The following is a 26232-nucleotide window of genomic DNA, read 5'->3' on the forward strand; positions in this document are numbered from 1 at the left end:
TTTGAACAGTTTTTATAGCTTTTAGTTTTAAGCCCATAAACCACAGCACTCATCATTAATAGGCATCAGACAAGTAGTAGCTTCTTTAGGGGCGGGAATGCATAAATCTTTTACAGGATCATCACCGCCTCCATTGATAAATTGTTGTTCATTTTTGTTTAAGATAGAACCTAAGTTCAAAATGTTTTTAATCATATTTCCAGTTTTTAGAATCTAAAAATAAAAAGTTAATAGAAGGAAACTATGTAAAAAACCATAAAATAAGTAAGGTATTCTCATACTTTATATAATAAAATGAGTTTTTAAATTATTATAAGATTTTTTATTTTAATTCCATTTATTTCAGTGTGTTATGTTTTTTTGTATGGATAGGTAAAAAACACTTGTATCAAAATTATAGTCATTAATACTTAGTATTATTACGTTTATAGTTTTTTTCAAAGAAAAAGGGAAATAAGAGTTTAACTTCGTTACCACTAACTAATTAAACTTTTAAATTATGGCAACTACTGCAACACAAAACCCAGTAATTAACCAACAAGGTTCAGCAGCTATAGATTCAGGTCAGTTTGCAACCTGGAATACAGCGAATGGTTCACAATCTACTCTTACTATTACAAATTCTAGTAGAGCTAATACACTAACTTTTACAATAGCAGGTGCGCCTGCAGGTGTTAATTGTTATGACAATGGAGCTGCTAAACCTGCTAATGGATTATTTAATATTCCGCCAAATTCACCATCTTATAGTGTGGTGTGTAATGGAGATTTTGCAGGTTCGCAAGTAACCGTTTCTAATATTACTAATGCTCAGAATGATGCAACTGCAGAAATTCAGGCACAAACTACACAAGGTTAATAAAAAAAAAGGATTGTATATAGTATGTACAATCCTTGCTTTTTTTGTATTAGCGAGTAATGCAGCATTTTCTCAAAGTATTACAAAATCCAAACTGGATACAATTGTGCTTTTAAAGAATGAATATGCTGTATTAGATACCAATAACGGGTCTCAATGTATTTGTTACATTAATAATATTAGTAAAGCTCAGCAAGCTACTGTTGTTAACACAGGAGATACTAATAATGTAAAATTTAATGACAGTACCTCGTTTAATGGTATTCATATTTTAAAGATTAGACAGCAGCTTATAGCTGTCGCTGATTTTAAAGGGAGTCAACTGATTGTATCCAATTTATCACCTTACGATGTAATAGTAATTGTATCTATTTTATGTCCTAAGAATGATTAGTTTATAGTGTATCACGATGCTTTTTTAAGGGGTGTTTTCAATTCCTCAGTTTTGATACTCATACTTTATTGCACTACCAAGTTATTTTACACACATATTATTCTAATGCTATGGGTTCAACTCTACAAGATACTGAGGGTACTTTATTTAGTAATGTGGATTCTGGAGATCCGTTATTGTATGTTAACGTAACACCAGAACTTAATGAATGGTCTGCCATAGTACTACCAGAAGATTCTACCTATAAAGAATCTACACTTACTTTATCAAAAGCAAAAAAACTTTCTGTTTATTTTCTTTTTGCTGAAAATGCTCCTGATGATGAAAATATTACTAAATATATAAACGAAGTAAGAGCTTATTTACAAAAGTATAGAGAAAACTTTTCAAATAATATTACCACTGCTTGGTTGTTAGATGTAAATTCAAAACCAACCAATGAAAATGTTATTGCAATTAATTTTTATGTGAACTCTCAGAATGTAATTAAGGTTAGCCAAACTTTTAATTACACTATGGGAAATGGTTTTGCAACATTATCAATTAGAAATAATACAGAAGTATCTTTCATTCCAGAAGGTGCAGCTACACAAATACAATTAAGTTACGATTTAAACAGTCCCAATATATCTTTTAACAGTAAAGAATTTGGAAGTGATACGTTGCTTAATAAAGACATATCTATAGCATTTACTCAATATAATTGTGGTGCATTTAGTTTTCCAATAGGATTTAATTTAGAAAGTGATTTTAAGGCCTTTTATTCAGAAACTTGTTATTACCATACAGAACCAACAGACAAGAGTATTGAAAAATATAGTTATCCTATTTTTAAACCTCAATCTGATGCAGAGTATGCGATGACTCAAGCGGCTATTGATCCTTTAGATATAGGAAATAAAAAAGGGTTAAATACCTATTTTGCGTTTACAGGAAGCATTTTTAATAGTACTTCAGGAAAATCGACACCTTGCTATTTACCTAGCTTTTTTTCAATAAATACGGGGCACTCTATTACTTTATGGCCAAAAGTCAATTTAATTGAAAACACGAATCCGTCTAACAATTTAACTCCATTACCTAATAGTTCCTTATTACTTATTTCTCCTAGAGATATTAATGAAACAGAACGGTTTTACTTACAACCTGAAGGTGATTTTTTTCTAGACCCAGAATCAGATCAAGTAGATGAAAATGGACAATTTGACTTTCTACCAGGGTTGTCAGGAACAGAAACGATCTCTTTTACACCTTATTCCATTAAAGATGGAACTCCTGTTGGAGATGTATTACGTTTTAAAAGTAAACAACCAGCTTACGCTCCAAATTTTCCTGCACAAGAACTTTCACTGGTAAACCCAGGAACCAATAGTCCAACTTTAGAAAATAAATATTTAACAGGATGGTGTAATATTATATCTGATGTAGCTGAGAATATACAATATGTTTCTCAGCCTGAAGGCGCTTCTTTATTTGCTAAAGATCATGGAGTAAGCCAAGTTATTACGGGTAAATCTAATTTACTAGGCTTTTATGAACCTAGTGTAGATATGCCTCAACAAAATTTTTATGTTCCTATTGTTCCATACTTGGCAGTAGAAGCAGATTCTCAAAAACCAGGAAACGATAATTTAACTAGTTTTGAATCTGAAGTACTTAGTAAAGAAAGAAAAACACTTATTGCAGCACAATTAACTACGCAAAGAGCATCAAAAAGTGTAAGCAAAAGAAAAAGACTTTTGAGTAACGTAGATGGTAGTTATACAAGTTCTACAACTCCGCAAGGATTAATAGCAAATGTAAATAATAATGGAGCTTGGAGTTTACTCAACTTAGGGCAAAATGATATTCATCAGGGGGCTACACCTGAATATTTGTATCCTGAAAACCAGACACCAACTGACCCAGCCCAGTACCAGATGAGCTTTGTAAATCTATCCACTACATTACAGAGTGCTTTTTTAACCAATCAGCAGTTTTTAGTAGCGACTCAAAACAATCATTTGGGAGCATTATTTTCTAAAAGTGGAGAACAAGGGGGGCAGACTACATCAGAGGCTATATTTAATAACAAAATGTCAATTGAAGATTGGCCGTTTGATATTAATGTAGGAACAACAAATACTTATGCTGATTATAATAATGTAGTTATTTTTAAATTTTGCAAAGGAACTTTATTAGATAGAGTTAAAGATCCAAAAACTTGGACTCAACCCAATACTTTCAATACAGAAGGAGTTGAAGATCCAGCCAATGCTTATCAACAGTTAATAGCTATTTCATCATGGATACAGAGTTATATAGAAGATGCTGAAAAAGCTTATCAATATGGTTTAGAACACCCAGAAAGTAATCAGGCAATTCTGTATGAAAAGTTCCATAATATTATAAACAATAAAGATTGGAACGGAATATTGGTACTCAAAGCGGATATTGATTTACAAGAGTTTCCTCAACAATTAAAAGGATTGATCTCTGGTATTGATTTGACTAGATTTAATGCACATCATTTTGGAATAGAAGTCAATAAAGTAAATGCTGACGGTGAAATTCAAATGCAAAAAAAGAGTTCTCTATTCGGACTCATTAATTATCTAGACACAGCTTATCAGCAACAATTATTACAAGGGTTAAATACTAATAAGCCTGTACCTCCTTTAGCGGGAGCTACTTATGATTTTAAGGTACTTCAATTACAGGTACTTTTTGAAAATACAGCAATCAAGTTCTTCCAAAGCAAGGTGCAATTAACGATGAACAATTTATTTTCTGATACCGTTATAGGAACGAATAATAAATACGGTTCTAAAACTCTAAATACACTAGTGCTTGATGGAACTTATCAAGATCATGATGGTACACCAGTGTATGTGTTTGAAAATATGGATGATAACTTATTTTATTTTGATAGCAACCTTCTTAAAAATGTAGAAATTACCAAAATTCAGTTTAATACATTAACAACCGATCCAAAAGCAACTTATATAGAATCTAGTTTTGCTATGTGGGGGTATTTAAACTATGCAGTAATGCAAACAACCATACCTGCAACAAATGAAACTAAAGAAAAAACAATTATCATGGATGCTTTTTCTTTTGGTAATGGTGATGGTAAAGATACAGACATCATAGATGGTTTAAGTTATAGCAACTTATATATTGATATGGCTTTTGATATCAGTACACCAACAGTAGTAGATTATGCTTTTGATGCTTCAAAAATAGTATTTAACTCAGATCTTAGTACAACTAGACAGCTAAGTTTATACCCTAACTTTGCACTACAAATCAATAACCTTGTTAGTGGAGATAAGGATACCAAACCTTCTAGTTTAGGATATCTTAATTTAAGTTTGCCAGGAATCAATACTACTGGGCTTTCAGAAAATTGGTATGGACTAGAAATGACCTTAAATATGGGAACTCCCGGTGAATTAGCGGCGTCATTAGATTTTAATGCTAGTTTACTGATTGCATGGAGCCCAGGGAATAAAGCGACCGATACTTCCTATAACGCATTTGTAGGAATAAAACTCCCAGGAACCAGCAGTAATGCTAAACTTCTTAGTCTACAAGGAGTTTTAAAATTATCTATTGATACTTTAAAATTAGAATATGTAGAAGCTCAACAATCATATTTAATGACATTGAGTAAAATAGCATTGAAGTTTTTAGGAATTCTCAAACTACCACCAGGAGGAAGTACCAATTTTTTACTTTTTGGTAACCCAAACCCAGGAGCTACTGCCAAAAGTTTAGGATGGTATGCAGCATATAACAAAACAAAACCTTAAGCTATGGCAAGAGTACTCTATTGGAATATACAGCAGTTTGGTATTAATAAAATAAATAACCCAAGTAGAAAAAGGCAACGTGGAAGCTCTTTGTCAGGTCAAGCAGCATCTGTAAATAGAAGACAATATATTATGGATACTATTGTTGCCCATCCTCCAGATATTCTGGTAATAGTAGAGACTTCTACTGGAGGAGGAGCTGAAGGAACTCTTGTGACAGCAGGAGGTAGCCAAGGAGCTTTGGATTTATTAAATAGAATTAGAGCTGCACTTGGGGTAAACTGGATGCTAGTACCTCCTCTGATTCTTGGTGTAGGAGGTGTTTCAGAAGGAATATCTGTCTACTATAACAGTGCTAATCTTAATTTTAGTGGTCCGTGGGGTTGGCAAGGTGGAGGAAATTCGTCAGATTCTATAGCTAATATTGGAGCGCCAAATCTAGCGACCTACGCAGCTCCTTGGAACAATTGTTTACCTGCAGTAGCTGTTCCTGGAGGTAATATCAATGCAGGAATAAATTCTAATAGGTTAGCAGGTCAATGGCTTTTTACAGATAATGCAATGCCTCCGAATAGATTACAATTTCCTGGAGTTGGAAATCGACCACCATATTTAACAACATTTTGGGAGGCAGCTAATAATAGAACTATAAAATTATTGTCATATCATGCACCTCCTAATAATGTAGCAGCAGCAAATGGTACAAATCAGCTTTCCAACGTAAGAGAAATAACAAATGATCTAAATGCAGACGAAGTAGGAATTATTGTAGGAGATTTTAATGTTAATATTTTCAATGCTTACTTTGAGCCTATAGCCTATAATAACCTCATTAATTTTTTACCTGCAGGTGCAGGATATACTAGAGCCATAAATCCAACAGCTAATAACGGATGGCCAGATAAAGGGTATGTTTTTACACATATAAAAACTAGTAATAAAGCAAAACCTTGGTTTACGAATGGATATCCTGGATATGAATACGTTGGAAGTAATCCTAATTTTCAAGGCTATGATAGTATTGACAATATTTTAACTCGATATGGAGCTGCAGCAGGGGGACCCGCAGCAAACATAACCATAATTAATAGGGTTACTGGAAGCCCTTATAATAGGGTGATGCCAACTCCTGGAGGAGCTCCTGCAGGTCATTATGTATATGCTACAAATATGAGTCAAATACCAATTGGAGCACCAAATGCTGGATTACCTGTAGCGTTACCTCTTCCTCCTAATGGTCCGGGAGGAAATGGAGGGATAGCACCTGGAACTATTGGAGGCCTTAGCCAGTTTAAAGGATGGTCAAATTATGGTCATATAAGAAGTACCAGCGATCATCTTCCTTTAATTATAGATATATAACAATATATACACCTCGTATTATGAGTCTTTATAATTTAACAACCACTTTTAGAGATCAGGCAGCTGCTAATAATGGAAATATCACTATTAATGCTGCTACTTTTTCTGCTTCTCAATTAACACCTCCAGAAAACTTAGATGAGTTATTGTCTAAAGGATATCAGTTAGCTGAAGGAACTTTTTTATTGATAGATACGTCAGAAACATCTATTCCAGATCCAGCAGGGAATACATTGACCATAAGTAATGCTAAAGCAAACATTTTAAATGTAGAAAAAACTAATACAGATGTTATTTTAAAGGTTGTTGTTGATGAGAAAGGAGAAGCTCAGTTTACTATACAAATCGCATTAAGTGATTGGACTTTTAAGACTAGTTGGGAATATATGACAGGAGGTGTTTTTGATGGGTTACCTTATACTTCACCATCTTTTATGTTTAGTACAGAACAAAAGGATAATTTTAAATGGCAAAATTCAGACATCCCTTTAGTTGAAGGGCAGAATTTCTCTGCTATGATAACTCTTACAGATTGGTTAGCTGATGTTGTTGATTTTTTAACATCATGGTCGGTAAGTACAAAACTTCCTTTAACAGGGATGTTAGATCCATCAAAAGTAGATAATAAGGAGTATTTATATCCAGATATGAATCTTATTGTACCTATAAATGCTACTCCTGTATCTCTTTTGTTTTTAGAAGTAAGTAACCCTGCTGTAGGTTTCAAGATAGAATCTGTAGAGGATGTTTTAGAAGAAGATTCAGAATCAACAACAGAAATAAGTCAAACACCTTCTTTATTTTTTCAATTACAGTTGCATCTTGGGACAGATATTCAAATGGATTTCACTACTTCAGTTGCTCCAAAATCATCAGCTTTTGATATTGCAATATCGTCAGATCCTCAAAAACCACTTACGCCATTAAATATGTTCTCATTAATGGCTGGTAATAATTGGTTTAGTAATATTCCTCCAACATTGCAACAGTATTTAAATAGTATTGCATTCAAAGGGTTTACAACTTCCTTAAACTTTACTAATGGGGTACAAATAAATAGTGTTTCAGCACAAGTGGGGTCAGTTGGTACATGGAACCTCTTTGATAATTTTTCGGTTGAAGAGTTTGATGTAAATTGGTGGATATTAGGACCAGGAACAATCAATGCTCAGAGTATTTTTTTCACATCAAGAGTAAATTTTTTTCCAACCATATTCAAAGGAGGTTTTGATGTAGAAATTACTTCTGATCTTACTTTATCAGCAGCTTTTGATGGAACCGTTTCAATTAATGATTTATTAGCAGCCATAACAGGCGGTTTTATAAAAATACCAGAAAGTTTGGTAAGTGTAGTATTTACAGGGTTTGGTATTGATATGGATATCAATAGTAAATACTATGCATTTTTTGCATCAGGAGATATTGAAATGAACCTTATTACCAATATATCATTAACTGATGCAGCATTACAACTTACCTCTACTTCTCCAGTAACAGGAACAGGTTCAAATGTATATACAGCTGCTATTAGTGGTCTTTTCTCTATAGGAGATTTAAGATTACAATCAGCAGTAAATTATAATTCTTCAACAGAAGATGGAGGGTGGGATTTAAGTATAAACATGCCTGCAGGTGACAAGTTAAACTTAGGACAATTGATGGACGGTTTGTTTAAAAAAGTGGGCTTTGAGTTGCCTACTAGTTTTTTACCAGCAGATTTGTCAATTACTAGTTTTGATTTAACCGCAGATATTCCAAATGGAGCAGAAAAAGGCTCTTATGAAGTTAAAACGAGTGTGGAGTGGAAGTTTACTTTCCCTATTATTAATCAGAAAATTGATATTGCAGCGGCGTTAGCCTTAAAATATGATGAAACCAAAGCAGCAGGAAAGCAATATTCTGGCGGTGTAATGGGAAGTGTTTTACTTGAATACTTTAATGCTGAAGTTAAAATTGGTTATAATTTTGATGGTGATGACCAATTATTAATGATTGAATGGGAAGGATTTATAGCGAAATATAATGTTGCAGGAGAAAGTAGAACGATCATTTTTGAGATTAAAAATTGGAGTGTAGGATCGTTACTTACCTCATTTATGAAAATGCTATTCGATCCTAACTTTGAATTAGATGCTCCTTGGGATATTCTCAATAAAATAAGTTTAAATGGATTTAAGGTTACTTATAATTTAGATACTAAGGAGGTAGTAGTAGATTATAAATTACCAAAAAGTCTTGATTTAATATTCATAACAATCAATGGTATTAAGCTAACAAAAAATGCACAAGGTGTTCAAATAGCATTTGATGGTAGTTCAGTAGTACCAGCTGTTAACGACAGTAATGTCTTTAATAAAGAAAAAGGACAAGATGTAAAAAATATGCCAGAGGTTCCTGGACAAGGAACGCAATATTTTGAGCTACGTTTATTAGCTATGGGGCAACATGTTGAGCTAAATAATGCAGCTCAATACCAATCAATAAAAGAAGTTACAGATGCTATGGAAAAAGCATTTGAAACTCCAGAAAAAGGCAAAGTACCTATTGGTCCTGGTTCAGGAAACTCGTTACTTTCATTTAATGAAAACTCCAATTGGTTAATAGGTACCGATTTTGGAATCCTTAATGTTGGTACCAAAGAAAAACCAGTTTGGACATTAGAAATGCAAGCCGTATTCAATGACCCTAACTTATACGGTTTACGAATTGCCATGGCAGGTGATAAAGCTAAAATTTTTGCAGGCTTAGATTTTGAGATTATGTATAAAAAAATATCAGATGGAGTAGGAGTATACCAAATAGCACTTACACTACCAGACGCCTTGAGATATTTGCAGTTCGGAGCAGTTAATATTACACTTCCTTCTATTGCTTTAGCCATTTATACTAATGGTGATTTTATGGTAGATATAGGATTTCCATATAAACTTGACTTTTCAAGATCTTTTACCTTACAGGCTATTGTACCACCAGGAATTCCAGCAATGGGATCAGGAGGTTTTTACTTCGGAAAACTGAGCAGTGCTACTACCAAAAAAGTACCACAAACTAATTATGGTAATTTTAATCCAGTAATTGTTTTTGGAATAGGTTTACAGGTAGGTGTTGGTTATAGTATTAATTACGGAGTATTAAAAGCTGGATTTAGCATTACAATTTTTGGTATTTTAGAAGGGGTAATTGCTACATATCATCCATATCAAGGAACTCTTCAAGAGAATAATAAGACAGAAGTCGAAACTTCTTATTACTATTGGTTACAAGGAACTCTTGGGTTAATTGGTAAATTATATGGTTCTTTAGATTTTGGAATTATTTCGGCATCTGTAAATATAACAGTAAAAGTATATGCACAAGCAACTTTAGAAGCTTATAACAAAATGCCTCTGGCTATTGTAGCTTCAGTAGATGTACAAGTTTCAGCAAAAATAAATTTAGGATTATTCTCTATTAAAATTAACTTTAGCTTCAAGGCAGAAATACGAACAGATCTTACCATTGGTACAGATCAAACAAGTATGGCTCCATGGAACAGACAACTTTCAGATTCTGTTGATGACAGAGCTTTGGTATATGCAGCAAAATCAAGCCAATTATCGGAGTTACCGATCAAAGACATGCATTACAGCTCTAAATTAATGGTAAGTACAGAAGAGAAGTCACCTACACTAAATATCTATTTTATTCCACATTTAACTGTTGCTGGATCAGAAAATGGGGATTTAAAGAGTCAAACAGCTCAGTATGTCACTTCACTTTGGATTGATGCTCCTGATGCAGAAAACCCAGATAGTACAGTTACTTCATCGTTTGAATATTTAAGTCAAGACTTTTTTAGATGGTTAATACAAAACTATGCAGATGAAACAGCTACAGAAAGTACGAGAGCTACGGCAGACGAATTAGCAGTTTCTGCGGCCGATTTACAGTTATTACTAGCTCTGTTGTCAAATGAAGATACGCCATTACCAATTCCTACAAATAAACTATTATCATTCCTTGAAGATACATTTGAAGCAGTGAACATTCAAAACGTTACAGAAAGTTCAAAACCTGAAACAGCAGCCGTATTCCCAATGTTTTTCGATTTAGAATTATCTGTTCCAGATGCAGGAGTTGATGTTGATTTTAGCACATATAATATGGCAACAGATGCGTATTTATCTGAAGTTAAAAAGTGGTTTAATGAATTAGCTGTAAAAGTATCTGAAGAAAACACGAACGCAGCCCTGAAAAAAAGCACCTCAGTAGAACATTCTTTATCAACATTTGTATTTGAAGACTACTTTGTACTTATAGGAAAACAACTTATAGGGTACGCAGAAGATGCATTAAAAAATTACACATATCCATTATCTAAAGGTAACAGTCTAAATGCCATGGCAAACTGGGCTAATAGTATAAGCACTTCTGATGGAACAACCAATGCTGTTGAGGTAAGTAACCTTTCTAAGGCCAATCAATCTCATCCTTTACATGGTGGAATTGATATTCAAATTACTGGAGTAATGTACACTATTCTTGATGGTGACAATTTTGTTTCTATCGGAGCTAAATACGCCCTAGAAACAGCATTACTGATTACACAAAATGCAGCTATCCCAGGATTATTACAGGTTCAAGAAATTATGTATGATGCCAAGACTTATACGGTAAAAGCAACTGATACTATTAACGAGGTAGCTACAGGATTGCAAACTACCGTAGCAGATTTAGCGAATGATTCAAGCTTTCAGAAAAATACACTTTTAACTACGGAAGCAAACTTGATTATTGCTGCTGCAAATTATACAGCAAAAAGTGAAGATACCTTTACTAATATAGCTAGTACTATATTTAATAATATTTCAGTTTCAGACTTATTACTACAAAACCAATCTGTTCCAGGACTATTTATATCAGGTAATTCATTTGTTTATGATAATATTACTTATGAAATTGTACCTGGAGATACTTTAACAGGTATAGCAAAAAAACTAAGTACTCCTGATAATACAGTAACAGTAAATAATCTTGCTGATGATGCAGAAGTTCAATCATTGCAAGTACAACCATTAGGGGTATTATTAATTCAACCTTTCGTTCATACAACTGCTACTTTTAGTAATCCAGATGATGCAGAAACCTTAGGTAAAATAGCTCAAAAGTATAACACAACCTCTGAGGTTTTAGGAACAAGTTATCATAACCAACAAATCAATAATTTATTTTATGATTCTGATAATTACAGTACAGCAAACATACCAGAATTAAGATGCTTAGATGTACAAAGTATATTAGATTATTTCAAAGCAAAACAATCATATACACAATTATCAGGTATGGTGTCGAGATATCAACTTCATGGAATGAGGTTGCCAACTACCTTACCAGGTTTAACACTCAATGCAAACTCTCCATGTACAGGTGATGATTGTGCATTATATAGATTAACAGGACAACAATTTGAAATACCAAGTGACGTTAAAGAAGGGTTTACGATTAATTTAATCAACACTACATTAAATTGGTTGCAATTTAACGGAGAAGTTCCTTCAGGAGATTCTAAAAAAGCGACACTACCAATACAGTTAACCCCAGAAGACATATCACAAATAGCTACTGTGGTTACTTATGCTCAACAAACAGGTATTGAGCCAGATATTTTAAAACTGGCAGCTATGAAGCCTTATAGTTTAATTCCTGTTCAATATACATTTCAAACAGTTACGCAATGGAGTACCTCAGGAGAGGTAACCCTTCCTTATGGTAGTTTGGGAGGACAAACTGAAATATCTCCACTAATTTGGAATTTCCCATCAGGTCTTATACAACAGATAGCGATACCTAAAAGAGCTGGCTCAGCTATGGATATTCAAATAGGAACATATAATGCCACAACTGGAGCAATGGATTATAAAAACTCTGAGTATTATGGATGGTCTACACTTTTAGAAATAGACATTAAAAAGCAGGCTGACGATACTGCCCCGGGTACAAGTGCATTTACTTATGAGTTAATAGGAGCGAATGAATCAGGAACACAGGTTTTAGAAAGATTATTAAGAGTTTTAGACCCTAATTCTTCTTCTAATAATCAAGGAGTAATTGAAGATATACAATGGTTGTATGAAGGAAGTGATGGATTACTTTCTGTTGGAAATCTAAATATGAAAACATTTATAGTTCAATCTAACTTATCAACAGAAACAAATCCAGTACAATTAAAATCATTACAAAAAAGTCTTGAAATAGAAGAAGCTGAAAAACCTAATGGAGTTTTAAATTCATTATACGATTTTGTAAAACTGTTATGGGAGTGTAGTATTACGAGGTCTGGAGGATACTATTTATTATACAACGAAATTGAAGGGAATACTGGTTTCCCTGATACTATTTTTGATAGTTCAGGAAATGGAACAATATCATTATTGGTTACTTATAGCAATTCATATAATAATATTCTTAAAGATTTTATGAACTGCGCTATAACGGGAGACAAAATTGATACGTCATCTTCTATCGTTTATGCAGAATCTAAAGCCCAAAAAGATTTAAGCTATACAACGACTTCAGCAAATGAAACGCTACAAAGCATTTCATCTCAATACAATATATTAATTAGTGAGCTCGCTAACTTCAATGAAACGGATGTAAAACTTAATACCTCAGCAAAACCAATTGTATTGGATGGATTGCAATATGAGGTTGGTCTTTCAACTGATACACCGTCTAATAATTTAACTGCTATTGCAGAATATTTTAATGTAAAACCAGATGATGTTAAGAGCCTTAACCCAAGTATTGACAATTGGGATAGTTTACCTGTGTGGCAATTGGTAGAAATACCTACAGTTACTTATCAAATAACAACAGGAGAAGGTACACCAGGTAATACGATGCAGAGCATTGCTAATTATTATTTTATAGATGTTGATACATTATCTTTTATAATTAAAGATGCAGCTGTTTTTAATGTCAATACAACATTTGCTATAGTTGATCAGGTAGTTCATAAAGTATCATCAATACAACAAGGTACAGCAGGTTTTGAGTTAAGTAGAACAAATCCGGGAACTCCTCCAGATAATCCAAGTGATGCTGGATATGCAGAAACCTATTTGAATAACTTATACAATTTATTAAGCTACCAAGTAGTTGCTAACAGATATTTTAACAAAAGTATTGTAGGCTTACCTTCAGGTCCATCGAATGATAAAGACCAAAATGAAGAGAATACTAATTCGCCTTGGACTTATAATCAAGTAATACCTATTGCACAGTATGCGGTTGATAACCCTAATAATTCTTACCTGGTAGGATTCCCTCAAAAAGAAGACAATCCATATAGAGGTATAGGTAACACATTACAAATACATTTTGATTGGGTTGATTATTACGGTAATGAAACGGTAACACCGTTTAGTAATCCAGAGTTGAATACAAAATCACCTCTTAATAATCCACCAGTGCAAGTAGGATACCTTGATGAATTAAAAGGGTTCTCGCAATGGCCAAGTTTGTTTATCACTTATGATGTAACCTTAGAAAATGATACAGACCGAGAATTGTTATTAAATTTCTCTTTTGATGTTACACGATACCTAAATACAGATGGTAAACCTTGCGTATCTGACCCTAATAATCCAGATGCACCAGAGTATCAAAAAAATGCATTACACGATTTAGCTGTATATACCAACATATACTATCAAATTAATCAATTTAATCCTTATGTAGAAGATCAAAATACGGTTACACTTTCATTAAGCACTTCATTGCTACCAGGAATTGAAACTGATGTAGACTTAGCACCAATCAATAATTTTGTAAAAGAAATTTACGCTTATTTATATGCTATTGCTTACTGTCAATCGGTTCCTACAGCTCCAACAATGAGTTCAATAAAACAACCAGTTGCAATAGAAAACTTGGAAACAGCTTCTATTTTTGAGTTAACAGTAGCATTACGTATGGAAAGAGATCTTTCTTTTGTTAACAACGATTTTAAAGATAGTTCATCGGTTACTTCAACCAATACAGTTGTTCAGCCAAATACTTATGTTCCTAATCTTGAACAAGAAAATAGTACAGGTGAGAAAGTTCAAAATCATTCATTAACAAAATTTGCGGTCAATTTTGAAAAAACATTCTATCAAGAAAATGAATACGTACTTAAAATAGCTACAGGTATAGATAAAGAGTTGGTTGGAAGTCAGAAAAATGAAGCTATTTACATTGTAAGAATGGGACTAAAACCAGGCAATGGTATTTATTGGAATGTTGAGCCAGCAGGTTCTTATGAACTTACAAACGATTCAATTTCTAAACTATCAAATCTAGGAGTTCCTAGTTCTGTAGTAGATAAGATTACTCCGTTAGTAGGAACTATATATATGAGTAAAGCTAGTTTTGATGAAGCGTTACAAGGAGTTCTTACCCAAGAAGAGTTTACCACATATAAGATACAGATCTATACTTATAGTTTATTAAATGCATCTTTTTATGCGCCTTTACCAATTTCCACTAGCTTAGTATCTAAAAAGGATGTTCCGATATGTTCTTATGTAACAGGTAAAGGGCTAGATTGTGAAAAAGGTACAGTAAAGAACTTTACGGATGTAGATATGGATATTTGGGGAAAACAATGTTTAGATGCAATTGACCTTTTCTTAAGTTCAGAATATGCAGTGCCAGCATTTTTGGTAGATGAATTAAAATCTGAAGAAGAAAAAGAGTTTTTAAAATCTTTAAATAGTGATGCTACATCTTACCTTGAAGCCATAACCAAAGCTAAATCATTACTGGCAGAAACTATTTCAACTAAGGTAGAGCCAATTCTTACAGCACCAGAAGTAAATGAAACAAGAAAATTAAATGCTCAAGAAAAGTTTAAACAACAACTACTTATTCAGTTAGGAAATACTTATTCTGTTAATGCAGTGGTACAAATGGAAGTTACTGCCGAATCAGGAATAGCAAGAGAAGGTCAAAATCAGATAGCTCCTCGTTTATATGGTACTCCAAGTATTGTTAGTAGTACAGAAGGAGATAGTAAACTGTATTCAATTTCTAATGCCAAAATACAGTTAGATTACGAAGATGGAGAAAAAACATCTGATATATCTTTTATCTTTTCTACTAAAAACACAAAAGAGTTTACGACAGTGCCTCTAGGAATGGATTATCAAATTACTCATGTTGAATTTGATATTACAGATGTGCCAGATGTAAAAGGATATCAAGCATCAAAATGGTTAACATTTATAGTGCCTGTTAATTTAGCTGAAACAGTAGAACCTGATTTTGATAAATCTCCATTACAGCAGTCTTTAGGTACTGTAGATATTCCTATAGTTCTTCGTAATTATCCAAAACCACCAACGTTAACAACTCAAGAAGGTAAAGCAGTGTCAGTAGTAGGTGATACAACGAAAGAAGTTCTAGAGAAAGCTTCAGAATGGAATTTCACGTACACTTATTCTGAAGATCAAGCAGCACAAGACCAAATTTATTCTGATGTTAGGTTTAATACTTTTGATAGTAAGGATAATAACCTACAAGCTAAACGTGGTAGTACACGTAGTCTATTCAACGATATGGCCCAAATGGTAAACGTATGGTCATCAGTATTAAATGATATGACTAAATATTTAACCCTAATATCTCCTACATCTGATGAGACTGATCCAAATCTTGACAAAGCATTTTATGCAATGCAAGCTATGGTGCAGTTAACTAATAATTTATCATTAGCTTGGGATGAACATAATAAAAAAGCAATGCTTTATAAAGCTTCTCAAGTGGGGGATACAGAAACTACAAGTGCTTATAATTTTATCATACAACAAAAAGAAGATCCACATTTTACTACTACTTGTGATTGCCAAGGAGGTGAAGAGTGTAAGCGTTTGGTAGTAAGTATAGTGCTTCCTCAAGATATGTCTGAAATAGACAAGCAGTTGTTTATGAATGAATTTAAGCTGGCGGAGATTCCTAGTGCTCCATTAATTAACATAAATAATTATACAAGAGTACAAGCAACGGATGAATCTGGAGCACCAATTGAAAATTCGTATTGGTACGTAAAAGACCCTAAAGCCAAGGTAAAGGAGTATTTAGGATATCCTTGTTCTTTTGAAATACCAAATAGAACAGTTGAGGTAAACGGACTAAATGTATTACAGTTCCAAAATACATGGGCAGGAATTGCAGTAATTAGAAATGAAGGATTGGTGGAAGACAACCCTACAAATCCTAAGTTTATTTACAGAACTCCTTTAATTAGATTTTCTAATAAACTAATACCGTTGTTAAGTAATAATACTAAAATTAATATAGCTAAAATCTTAGATGAGAATGGAAGCAGTATGTCTTTGTCAGAACATTTGGCAACATTCTTTAAAACATTCTTTACGTACGATCAATTACATCAACAAACAATTAAGGTAACAAGTTATTGGAATTACTATTTACAAGAAACAGCTAAAAGTGATTTACCACCGGTTCAATTACCAGTGTTATTATACACACCTTTTTCTTTTAAAATTCCAGAAGACTATACAATACCGACTGAGGGATGTTCAGAAGAAATTACTTCTGATACACCTTTTGTATGTCAGTTAGCAAAAGCACTAGAAAAATGGTATGAAGATAAAAAACCAACAACAACAGAAGCCTATTTTTCATTTGATTTGTCTGTGTTCTCTGAAGTAACCGAAACACAGTTACCACTAATACAATTATCAAATTTAGTACTACCTTATAAGTACATAAAAAACTTATAAGAATAGATGTAGATAAAAGAAAAGCGGACTTTCGTCCGCTTTTAAATTTAACAAAGCTCTTGTTTGCAATCATGAAAACAAGAACTAAACTCTTCTTTAGTCTGAAAGTTTTGAGATTTACAATAATCAAAGCACACTCTACATGTTGGTAATGCACCACCTAGAACAAGTTTTTGTTCTTTTTTTGTTAATGTCAATCCTAAGGTTGAAATGTGTTGTAACATAATTAGTTGTTTTAAATTTCTTAAAAATAGGATATTAGTACTCTTTAAACTTTTTAAAAACCGTAAAATAAGTAAGGCTTTCCCTTTTTTATATTTATATAAAAAAGGGCTAAAATTTAGTATTAATATAATTTATAATTAGCTAACAATCCTTAGTTATATGGTAGGTTGGAATATTAACATTTAGGTAATCAAAACTTAATTTTACTATGGTCAATCTGTGTTTTCTCTAAAGTAGTTTTGTCGGTTATAAAAGATGAAATTGTTTGGTATGAGGTTGTTTTTTTTCTTTTTTTTAATTGTTACTACAAGTCTTAGTCAATCGTTAAAATTTAAAACATTAACTACAAAAGATGGACTCTCCAATAACTCAGTAAATGATATTATAAGTGATGTTAAAGGACGACTATGGATTGCCACTTGGGATGGACTTAATCGTTATGATGGTAAAGATTTTAAAGTTTTCAAACATATAAATAATGACTCAACTTCTCTTGCAGGAAATGTAATTTATAGTCTACAAAGAGATGGGACTAAAACAATTTGGTGTTTAACAGATAATAATACCGTAAGTAGGTTTGTAAATCAATCAATCTTTCAAAATTTTTATTTTTCTGAAACTCCTGTTAACCTAAAGCTGTCAAAGAAAAATAACCTTGTAGTAGAAACTAAAAGCGGACAATATTTAGAGTTTGATGGAATGAGTTTCCTGAAGGTAAACGAAACACAAGTAAAAACAAACAAACAACTAATTAATGATCAATTATTACTTAACAAGTTTCCTGAAGTAATTATTAATGAATCTTATCAAGACAGAAAAGGAAATATATGGTATGCAACAAGAAAAAGTGGGCTTTATGTAATAAGAAATAATCAGGTAGATATTCACGAAACAAAAATAGAGCACTATACCTACGATTTATATAACCCTTACAGTTTTACAGGAAATGAAATTGAAAAAATTTATGAAGACAGCTTTGGTAACATCTGGTTAGGTCATAAAGATGGAGGATTAAGTATGGCTTACGTTGGGTCTGAACATATAAACACTATTGCTCCCCATCCTGTAGAATATAGGCATTTGCCTAATGAAACTGTAAGAGCTATAACAATGGACAACGATAATAATCTTTGGTTAGGTTATTATACCAAAGGATTATATAACTATAGTAAATCAGACAAATGTTTTATTAAAAAACGATTAGAGAAAGCAAAAGAAAATAAAGATTGGGAAAGAATACGTAGTTTATATACAGCTACAGACGGTTCTATTTGGGTTGGTACCTATGCAGGACTAATTCACATAAATAAAACAAAAGTGTCTTATTACGAAGCAAAAGAGAATCCTTTACTACCAGCAAATAGGATTTATGCAATGACAGAAACTAACAATGGTAGAATTTGGTTTGCTTGTTGGGGAGGAATTGCAGTGTTCAACACAAAAGAAAATAAGTTTGAAAATGTTGAAGGAAGCGAGTTTTTAAAAGCATATCATATTCGAGACGTTTTTGTTAATGGTGAAGAACTGGCTTTAGCAACAGAAAATAATGGAATGATCCTATTTAATAGGAATAATGGAGAAAAACATCACCTTACTACAGAAAATGGTTTAACAGGTAATAGTGTATATAGTATTGATAAAGATGAAGAAACAGGGTTGTATTGGATAGCAACTTTGGGGGGAGTAACAGTTTTTGATCGTAAAAAAGGAGTAGTAAAAACTATTTCAGAGAAAGAAAACTTACCAAGCCATATGGTTTACAGTGTAATTCTTAAAGGAAAACACATATGGGTGAGTACAACTAAAGGTCTTGCTTCAATAAATAGAAAAAACTATAAAGTAAATGTCTTACATCCAGAAGAAGGATGGCAAGCTCCAGAGTTTTCAGAAGGAGCTTATTATAAAGATAACAAGGGGGTGTTGTATTTTGGTGGTATTAATGGAGTTAATTACTTCGCTCCTGAATTAATAGAGTTTAATAAGAATCTCCCTCAATTAGTTGTAGAAATAGATGGGGTAGAAAATAATAATAGTGTAGTAGAAAAAACATTTTCAGAAAATAATATCAGCCTAGGTATAACTCCTGTATCCTACCGAAAAAATCATGAAAATTTAATTTTATATAAGTTGAAAGGCTTTGATAAAGATTGGAGAGTGTATAGAACAACCCCTATTTTATATAAGAAAATACCACCTGGAGAATATGTTTTAGAAGTGAAAAATAGTTTAAGTGCTTCTAAAACAAATATATTTTCTATAAAAATAGTAATAGCCCCACCCTTTTATAAAACCTCTTGGTTTGCATGGAGTTTAGCATCAGGAGGGGTAATTATACTCATTTTAGGTTTAGGGTATAAAGTTCGTAAAGATAAAATTTACCAAGAAAAACTTAAACAAAAAATTAATGAACGAACAGCTATAATTAATAAGCAGAAGAAAGACTTAATAAAAGCTAATGTAAAGCTCGAAGATCAAAACCGAAAAATTATCAAACAAAAAGAAGAAGTACTGGCTTTACATCACAAATTAAAAAACGAAGATTTTGAAATAGATAAATTTAAAACGTTTGTATTGGCAGAGTTTAAAAAGCCATTAATGCAAATGCTACAATATAGTCAGCAAAATAACATTCCAAATGAAATACAAACAAAATTAGTTAGTCAAGCGAAAACCATGATAGATGTATTAACGGAGTGGGATTTTTTAGAACAAGTAAACCGAATAAACACTACAGAAAAATCGGTAATAAAAATCAATACATTCTTACATCATTTAACCCAAAATTTAGAACGAAAATTACTACAATCAGGAATAAATCTTAGCTATCAAACCCAAGTAGAAGACAAGTGGATAACTATTGATTTACTTCGTTTTAAACTTTTTTATAAATATATTTTCAATGACTTTATAAAGTATAGTAATCAAGGTAGTAACATACAAATAACCTATACAGAAAAAGAAAACAAACTAATACTAAAAGTAAATTCTGATAGTGGTATTTTAGTTAATAATATAAAAAGTTTACAACGCTATAGTCCTTATTTTAAAGCAGCGAAAGATTTACTATTAGAATTAAATGGAAAGTTGGATATAAATAATTCTGAAGAAGGAATTATTTCAATAAAAGTAGAAGTACCCTTTCACAAAGTAGCCTCAGAAAAAGCCTCAATGATACAGTGGAATCATATAGGGATGATAAATGAGCTCCCACAAGGCAAGCACAAAGTGTTGGTATTGACTAGTGAAATGAACTATGGGATATTACAATCATTATTGGGAGAAGAAACTTATCATTTAATATTTGAAAACAATGTAGATAAATTATTTTCAGCACTTTCAAGTCTCAATGTAGATACTATAGTATTTTATGATGTAAAACTTACAAATAAAGTAGTGCAGTTCTTAGAAAACCGTAAAGAAAATATAAAACTATCTAACTGTCCTATATTATATCTATCAGAAGAAATTGGATACTTTCAAATGGAAGAAATTACTAAATTAGGAATAGATGTTACCATTCAACTTCCAGTAAGTAAAACTTTTTTACAAGCAAAGCTAACCAACTTACTAAGTAGTAGAAAAAAACTGTTTGAAACAAAAAATCACATCGGTTGGATTGAGAATCATAAAGACGAGCAATTACTATCACCAAACGAAAAGCTAGTAAAAAAGGCACTTACTTATATGCATGAATGCTTGCACGATCATACTTTTAATATTGAAAGTCTTCAAGAAAAATTAGAAATATCTAAAGTAAAATGCTACCGTGTTTTTAAAGAAATACTCAAACAATCTCCTTCAGAAGTGTTAATTAACCTAAGACTTCAAAAAGCACAACACCTATTAGGTCAAAATGTATTAAACATTTCAGAAATTAGTTTTGAGTGCGGTTTTGCCAATCCAAAATACTTTAGCAGGCAATTTAAAAAGCATTTTAATATGAGTCCTAAAGCTTACAAAGAACAAAAAGTAGTAGCATAAAAGTTAGCTTCAGATTAGGCTAATGTTAGCAGAAGGTTACTGAAACAAAAGTGTAAGAATTAAGGTGTTTTTATGAGGCTTTTTGAAATATAAGTACTCCTTTTTGAAACCATTTGACCCTCTTTAAAAAGCATCTTGAAATAGATTCGTCTCAGAATCAAAACCTAAATTATCAAATGAAAAAACACTATTTATTTATATTGTTATTATGTTTCGGGGTAGTCTCCGGAACGGTAGCACAAACTATTTTAAAAGGTACCGTTGTGTCTAAAACAGACGGAGAACCCATTCCCGGAGCAACTGTTCTTATTAAAGAGCAAAGTAAGAATGGAGCAGCTACCGATTTTGATGGTAAGTTTACGCTAAGTGTAAATAAAGATCAAGGAACCTTAGTAGTTTCTTTTATAGGGTTTCAAACACTAGAACTTCCTTTTTCGGGAAGCCAAGAGTTTTCAATAGCACTTAATGAAGAGTCGAGCGTTTTAGATGAGGTAGTACTAATTGGTTATGGTAGTGCAAAAAAAGGAGATCTTACTTCAGCAATTTCAACAGTAGAAAACATAGAATCTATGTCTAGTAGGCCAGTATCTATGTTAAATGATTTTTTACAAGGAAGTGTATCTGGTGTAACTGTTTTACAACAAGGAGGAGATCCATCTGAAGACGGTAAAGTAGTAATTAGAGGGTACGGTTCTTTTGCGAATGAAGAACCTCTTACAGTTGTAGATGGTGTACCGTATTACGGGCCAGCAATTAATCCTAATGACATCGCATCGGTATCTATTTTAAAAGATGCAGCAGCTGCTGCAATATACGGAGCACAAGCAGCTTCTGGTGTTATTGTAATTGAAACTAAAAAAGGGAAAAAAGGAAAACCAAGAATTAGTTTTGACTTTTATAGCGGTGTGCAATCAGCAGCTAAATTACCTACGCCTTTAAATGCAAAGCAACAAGCAGATGTATACAATATGGCGGCAGATAATGCAGGTGCTCCAAGACAGTCTGCTCACGATGCAGAACAAAATCCATGGGGTCAAGTAACACGTACTAACTGGATGGATGCTATTTTTAGATCAGGAGCTATGTACAATACCAATATGGATATAAGTGGTGCTACTGATAAGATGAATTATATGACCTCTTTTGGTTATCATAAAAAAGAAGGATTATTACTAAATACCTATTCAGAACGTTTTTCTTTTAGAGTAAAAACAGACATACACCTTACAGATAATATTACTATAGGTGAAAATGTGTATTATTCAAGAAGTGAAGCAGTAGGTACAAACTCAACAAGTTCTTACTCAGGTAGTATTGTAAATGCATTATACATGCCGTCATCAGCACCAATACGTGATGCAAACGGAAATTTTAGTGGAGTAGTACCAGAAAATTTATCAAATTATGCAGGAGCTTACGGAGACGTATATAATCCTGTAGCCTTGTTGTTACGTCCAGATATTAGTAATCCTGTTAATTACTTAAACGCTAACGTATACCTTAACTACGACATTACGGACGGATTAAAGTTTAAAACGAGTTATAGCTATAGTACTACGGATACGAAATATAAAAAGTTTTCTCCAAAAATTCCTGAGTTAGGAAGAACGAATTTAAACAATTATTTATATCAGAGTTACTCAGATACTAAGCGTTGGGTATGGGATAATCAATTAAGCTATAAAAAGAGTTTTGGAAATCATAATTTAGATCTTACCGCTGTTTACTCGTCACAGTTTACCGATTACGAATACTATTTCCAGCAAGGAGAAGGATTTAGTAGTGAAGAACCTTTCAATCAATTCATGTCTAATGCATCAGTAATTAGAACTCCAGAGACAGATGTGTACGAGGATGCTTTAACTTCTGCAATAGGAAGGGTGCTATATAACTATAAAGGTAAGTATTTCTTATCAGGAAGTATTCGTAGAGATGAAACCTCACGTTTAGCTAAAGAAAATCAGGCAGATTATTTTCCATCAGCTTCAGCAGCATGGAAAATATCAGGAGAAGATTTCTTTAATATTGAAGCTATTAATAATTTAAAAGTAAGAGCATCTTGGGGACAAATAGGAAATATAAACTCTGTAGGGTATTACTCTTTTGATGTTCCTTTAAACACCACAAATGTTATTTTAGGAGCAGATGGTTCTTTAGACGATAAAGGTACGTATGTAGGAAGACAATCAAACCCTAACCTTAAATGGGAAATTTCAGAATCTTTAGACTTTGGAATTGATATGAATTTATTCAACAGCCGACTTTCTATTGTTGCTGATTATTTTGAGAAAACCACGAAAGGAATGATTATTCCTGGACTAGAAGATATTCACCAAGGAACGTCGGCTGCTGATGTAAATGGAGGAGAAGTTAAAAACACAGGATATGAATTTGCAGTTTCGTATAAAGATTATGTAGGAGACTTAAATTATAGTATTAGTGCAAACGCTAGTTTTCTTGATAATGAATTAAAGAACCTTAATGGGTATAACAGTAGTGGAATTGATTATATAGCACACTCAGATAATGTTAGAAGCACATTATATCCGTACAGGTCTGTAGTAGGAAAAGAATTATACGCTACATATTTAGTGCCTTACTTAGGAATTTTCCAATCACAAGAAGAAATCAATGCACATAGTAAAGATGGACAATTAATACAGCCCAACGCAGTACCGGGAGATTTTAAGTTTCAAGATACAAACAACGATGGTAAAATAGATAATAACGACCGTGTTTTTATGGATAGTTATTTACCAGAAGTAACCTATAACTTAGGATTAAATTTAGATTATAAAGGATTTGATTTAAATATGAACTTCCAAGGAGTAGGAGGTGTTAAAGTATTTAATGCATATAAGTTTACAGCTTTCAATGCTTCTCAACAAGGATATAATTTAGATAATGGTGTATTAAACGCTTGGACTCCTGAAAATACAAACACAAATATTCCAAGATTATCAACACAAGATAATAACCAAACGTACGGAACCACTTCAAGCTGGTACTTAGAAGACGCTTCCTACTTACGACTTAAAAACGTAACACTTGGTTATACAGTACCAACAAGTAAAATGAGTTCTGTATTAAGTCAATCATCATTAAGAATCTATGTTTCAGGAGAAAACCTGTTTACAATCACAAACTATAGTGGAATGGATCCTGAAGTAGGAGGTAAAGGATTAGATGTAGGTAGATATCCTTCAGCAAGAACTATCTCTGCAGGAATATCATTGTCATTATAAAAAATAAAAACAAGAAGATGAAAAATACATATATAAAACTAATTGCATACATCGTAAGTATTCAAGTAGGATTTGTTTCCTGTTCAGATGACTTTACAAATCTAGATCCATTAGGAAGTACTTCATATGAAAACTTTTGGAAAACAGAACAAGATGCTTTGGAAGCAGTAAACAGTTTATATTATTATATGAAAGATGATGATATGTTTGGAAGAGGATTCTTTTGGTATATCAATGCATCAGATGATATGGTAACAGGGCGACTAAATGCTACAGCAGATAATGTGAAAAATTTTAATATAACTGGAGATGAAGGATATACCTCTTGGATGTATCCTCAAAGTTATAAGATAATAAGGAGAGCGAACGATGTTATTTTAAACGTTCCACTAATGAATATTAGTCAGTCAACTAAAAATCGTTTATTAGGTGAAGCTTACTTTATGAGAGGATTTCATTATTTCTGGTTAGCGCATACTTACGGAGATAACGGTTCAAACGGAGGAATTCCTATCGTTACCGAAGAGAATATGAACGATGAAGCAGGAAGCTATGAAAGACCACAAAGCGTCATAGAAAATTATGAATTTGTTGTTGAAGACTTAAAAAGAGCGGCAAACTTATTACCTCTTTTTACTGAAATGGGAGAAGGTGATTACGGACGCGCACATAAAGATGCAGCCTTAGCATATATTGCAAAAACCTATTTGTATTGGGCACAATACGACAGTTCTAAATATGCTAATGTGGTAACTTATTGTGATGCAGTAACAAATTCAGGGTCAGGTAGAGCACTTATTGATACAGATAACCCTAAAAAAGATTTCAGATTGTTACACAGTCATCTTAATAACTGGACGAGTGAATATATTTGGTCTGCTAATTCAGGTGTTGAAGGCGGAAGTATTTTACCAGGTGTAATGTTAGAAAATAAAGGCTGGGGGCAATATAACGGTTGGGGATATTATACACCAACAGAAAGCTTGTATAACGAATTTGAACCTAACGATGCAAGAAGAGAAGTAACCATCTTAAAATTTGGAGACGAGTTTGAATTTTTTGGAGAAACAAAAAGATACCAATCAGAAAACTCACTATCAGGGTTTCAGTTCAACAAATACATGTATGAGTATACATTTGAAAATCCAGTAGGAACGTATATAAATTCCAACGGTAACTCACCAACAACACTATATAATACTCCAATACTGCGTTATGCAGAAATATTGTTAATGAAGTCGGAAGCATTAATACAACAAGGAGGAAACGGAGATGCTGATTTAAACAGCGTAAGAGAAAGAGCAGGATTAGCTCCAGTTACCAATGCTACATTAGAAGATATAAAGCACGAAAGACGAGTTGAGTTTGCTGGTGAGTTTGCTAACAGACACTACGATTTAGTACGTTGGGGAGATGCTGCTGAAGTATATAGTAAACCTTTATATGGTAGAATTCACACAGATAGATCAAACCCAGATTCAGACTACACTGTTGAACAAGTGTGGCAAGCAAGAAATTTTGACCCTAGTTATATGCATGTATGGCCAATTCCTAATGAAGCAATTATCTCTTCAGGAATCAAGCAAAACATAGGATGGTAATTTTA

At 32.8% G+C, this 26232-nt stretch carries 10 protein-coding genes; 8 read left to right on the forward strand and 2 right to left on the reverse strand.

All coding sequences use genetic code 11. The features are described 5' to 3' along the window. Positions 1 to 27 precede the first annotated feature (27 nt). Positions 28 to 195, reverse strand: coding sequence for a hypothetical protein (locus tag ACXIHB_RS14630; protein ID WP_159432127.1), 168 nt, complete (start codon positions 193 to 195; stop codon positions 28 to 30). Between the two features lie 304 nt (positions 196 to 499). On the opposite strand from ACXIHB_RS14630, the gene ACXIHB_RS14635 reads away from it, so the two are divergent. The 5 genes from ACXIHB_RS14635 to ACXIHB_RS14655 all read left to right on the forward strand — a co-directional run bounded on the left by ACXIHB_RS14635 (position 500) and on the right by ACXIHB_RS14655 (position 17175). After that, positions 500 to 859: a hypothetical protein gene (locus ACXIHB_RS14635; protein ID WP_047790760.1), complete on the forward strand. Its 360-nt coding sequence runs from the start codon at positions 500 to 502 to the stop codon at positions 857 to 859. A gap of 13 nt (positions 860 to 872) precedes the next feature. Then, positions 873 to 1253 carry a hypothetical protein gene (locus ACXIHB_RS14640; RefSeq protein WP_156167152.1) on the forward strand — a complete coding sequence of 127 codons (381 nt, stop codon included), beginning with the start codon at positions 873 to 875 and terminating at the stop codon, positions 1251 to 1253. Between the two features lie 110 nt (positions 1254 to 1363). Next, the gene (locus ACXIHB_RS14645; protein ID WP_462098531.1) at positions 1364 to 5047 is read left to right on the forward strand and encodes a hypothetical protein; all 3684 of its coding nucleotides are present in this window, start codon (positions 1364 to 1366) and stop codon (positions 5045 to 5047) included. Positions 5048 to 5050: 3 nt separating this feature from the next. Next, complete coding sequence (locus ACXIHB_RS14650) at positions 5051 to 6409, forward strand: endonuclease/exonuclease/phosphatase family protein (RefSeq protein WP_159615954.1); 1359 nt, start codon at positions 5051 to 5053, stop codon at positions 6407 to 6409. Between the two features lie 20 nt (positions 6410 to 6429). After that, complete coding sequence (locus ACXIHB_RS14655) at positions 6430 to 17175, forward strand: LysM peptidoglycan-binding domain-containing protein (protein ID WP_462098532.1); 10746 nt, start codon at positions 6430 to 6432, stop codon at positions 17173 to 17175. 47 nt (positions 17176 to 17222) lie between these two features. On the opposite strand, the gene ACXIHB_RS14660 is transcribed toward ACXIHB_RS14655, so the two are convergent. Then, entirely contained in the window at positions 17223 to 17399 is a 177-nt protein-coding gene (locus ACXIHB_RS14660) for a hypothetical protein (protein WP_462098533.1), read from the reverse strand. Between the two features lie 271 nt (positions 17400 to 17670). Between ACXIHB_RS14660 and ACXIHB_RS14665 the strand changes: the two genes are divergently transcribed. From ACXIHB_RS14665 to ACXIHB_RS14675, 3 genes are all read left to right on the forward strand, one after another. After that, positions 17671 to 21381: a two-component regulator propeller domain-containing protein gene (locus ACXIHB_RS14665; RefSeq protein WP_462098534.1), complete on the forward strand. Its 3711-nt coding sequence runs from the start codon at positions 17671 to 17673 to the stop codon at positions 21379 to 21381. Between the two features lie 176 nt (positions 21382 to 21557). Further along, entirely contained in the window at positions 21558 to 24626 is a 3069-nt protein-coding gene (locus ACXIHB_RS14670; RefSeq protein WP_462098535.1) for a SusC/RagA family TonB-linked outer membrane protein, read from the forward strand. Positions 24627 to 24643: 17 nt separating this feature from the next. Continuing rightward, on the forward strand, positions 24644 to 26227 hold the full coding sequence (locus ACXIHB_RS14675; RefSeq protein WP_462098536.1) for a RagB/SusD family nutrient uptake outer membrane protein: 1584 nt from the start codon (positions 24644 to 24646) through the stop codon (positions 26225 to 26227). Positions 26228 to 26232: the final 5 nt, after the last annotated feature.

Source organism: Tenacibaculum sp. IMCC1 (assembly GCF_054906355.1).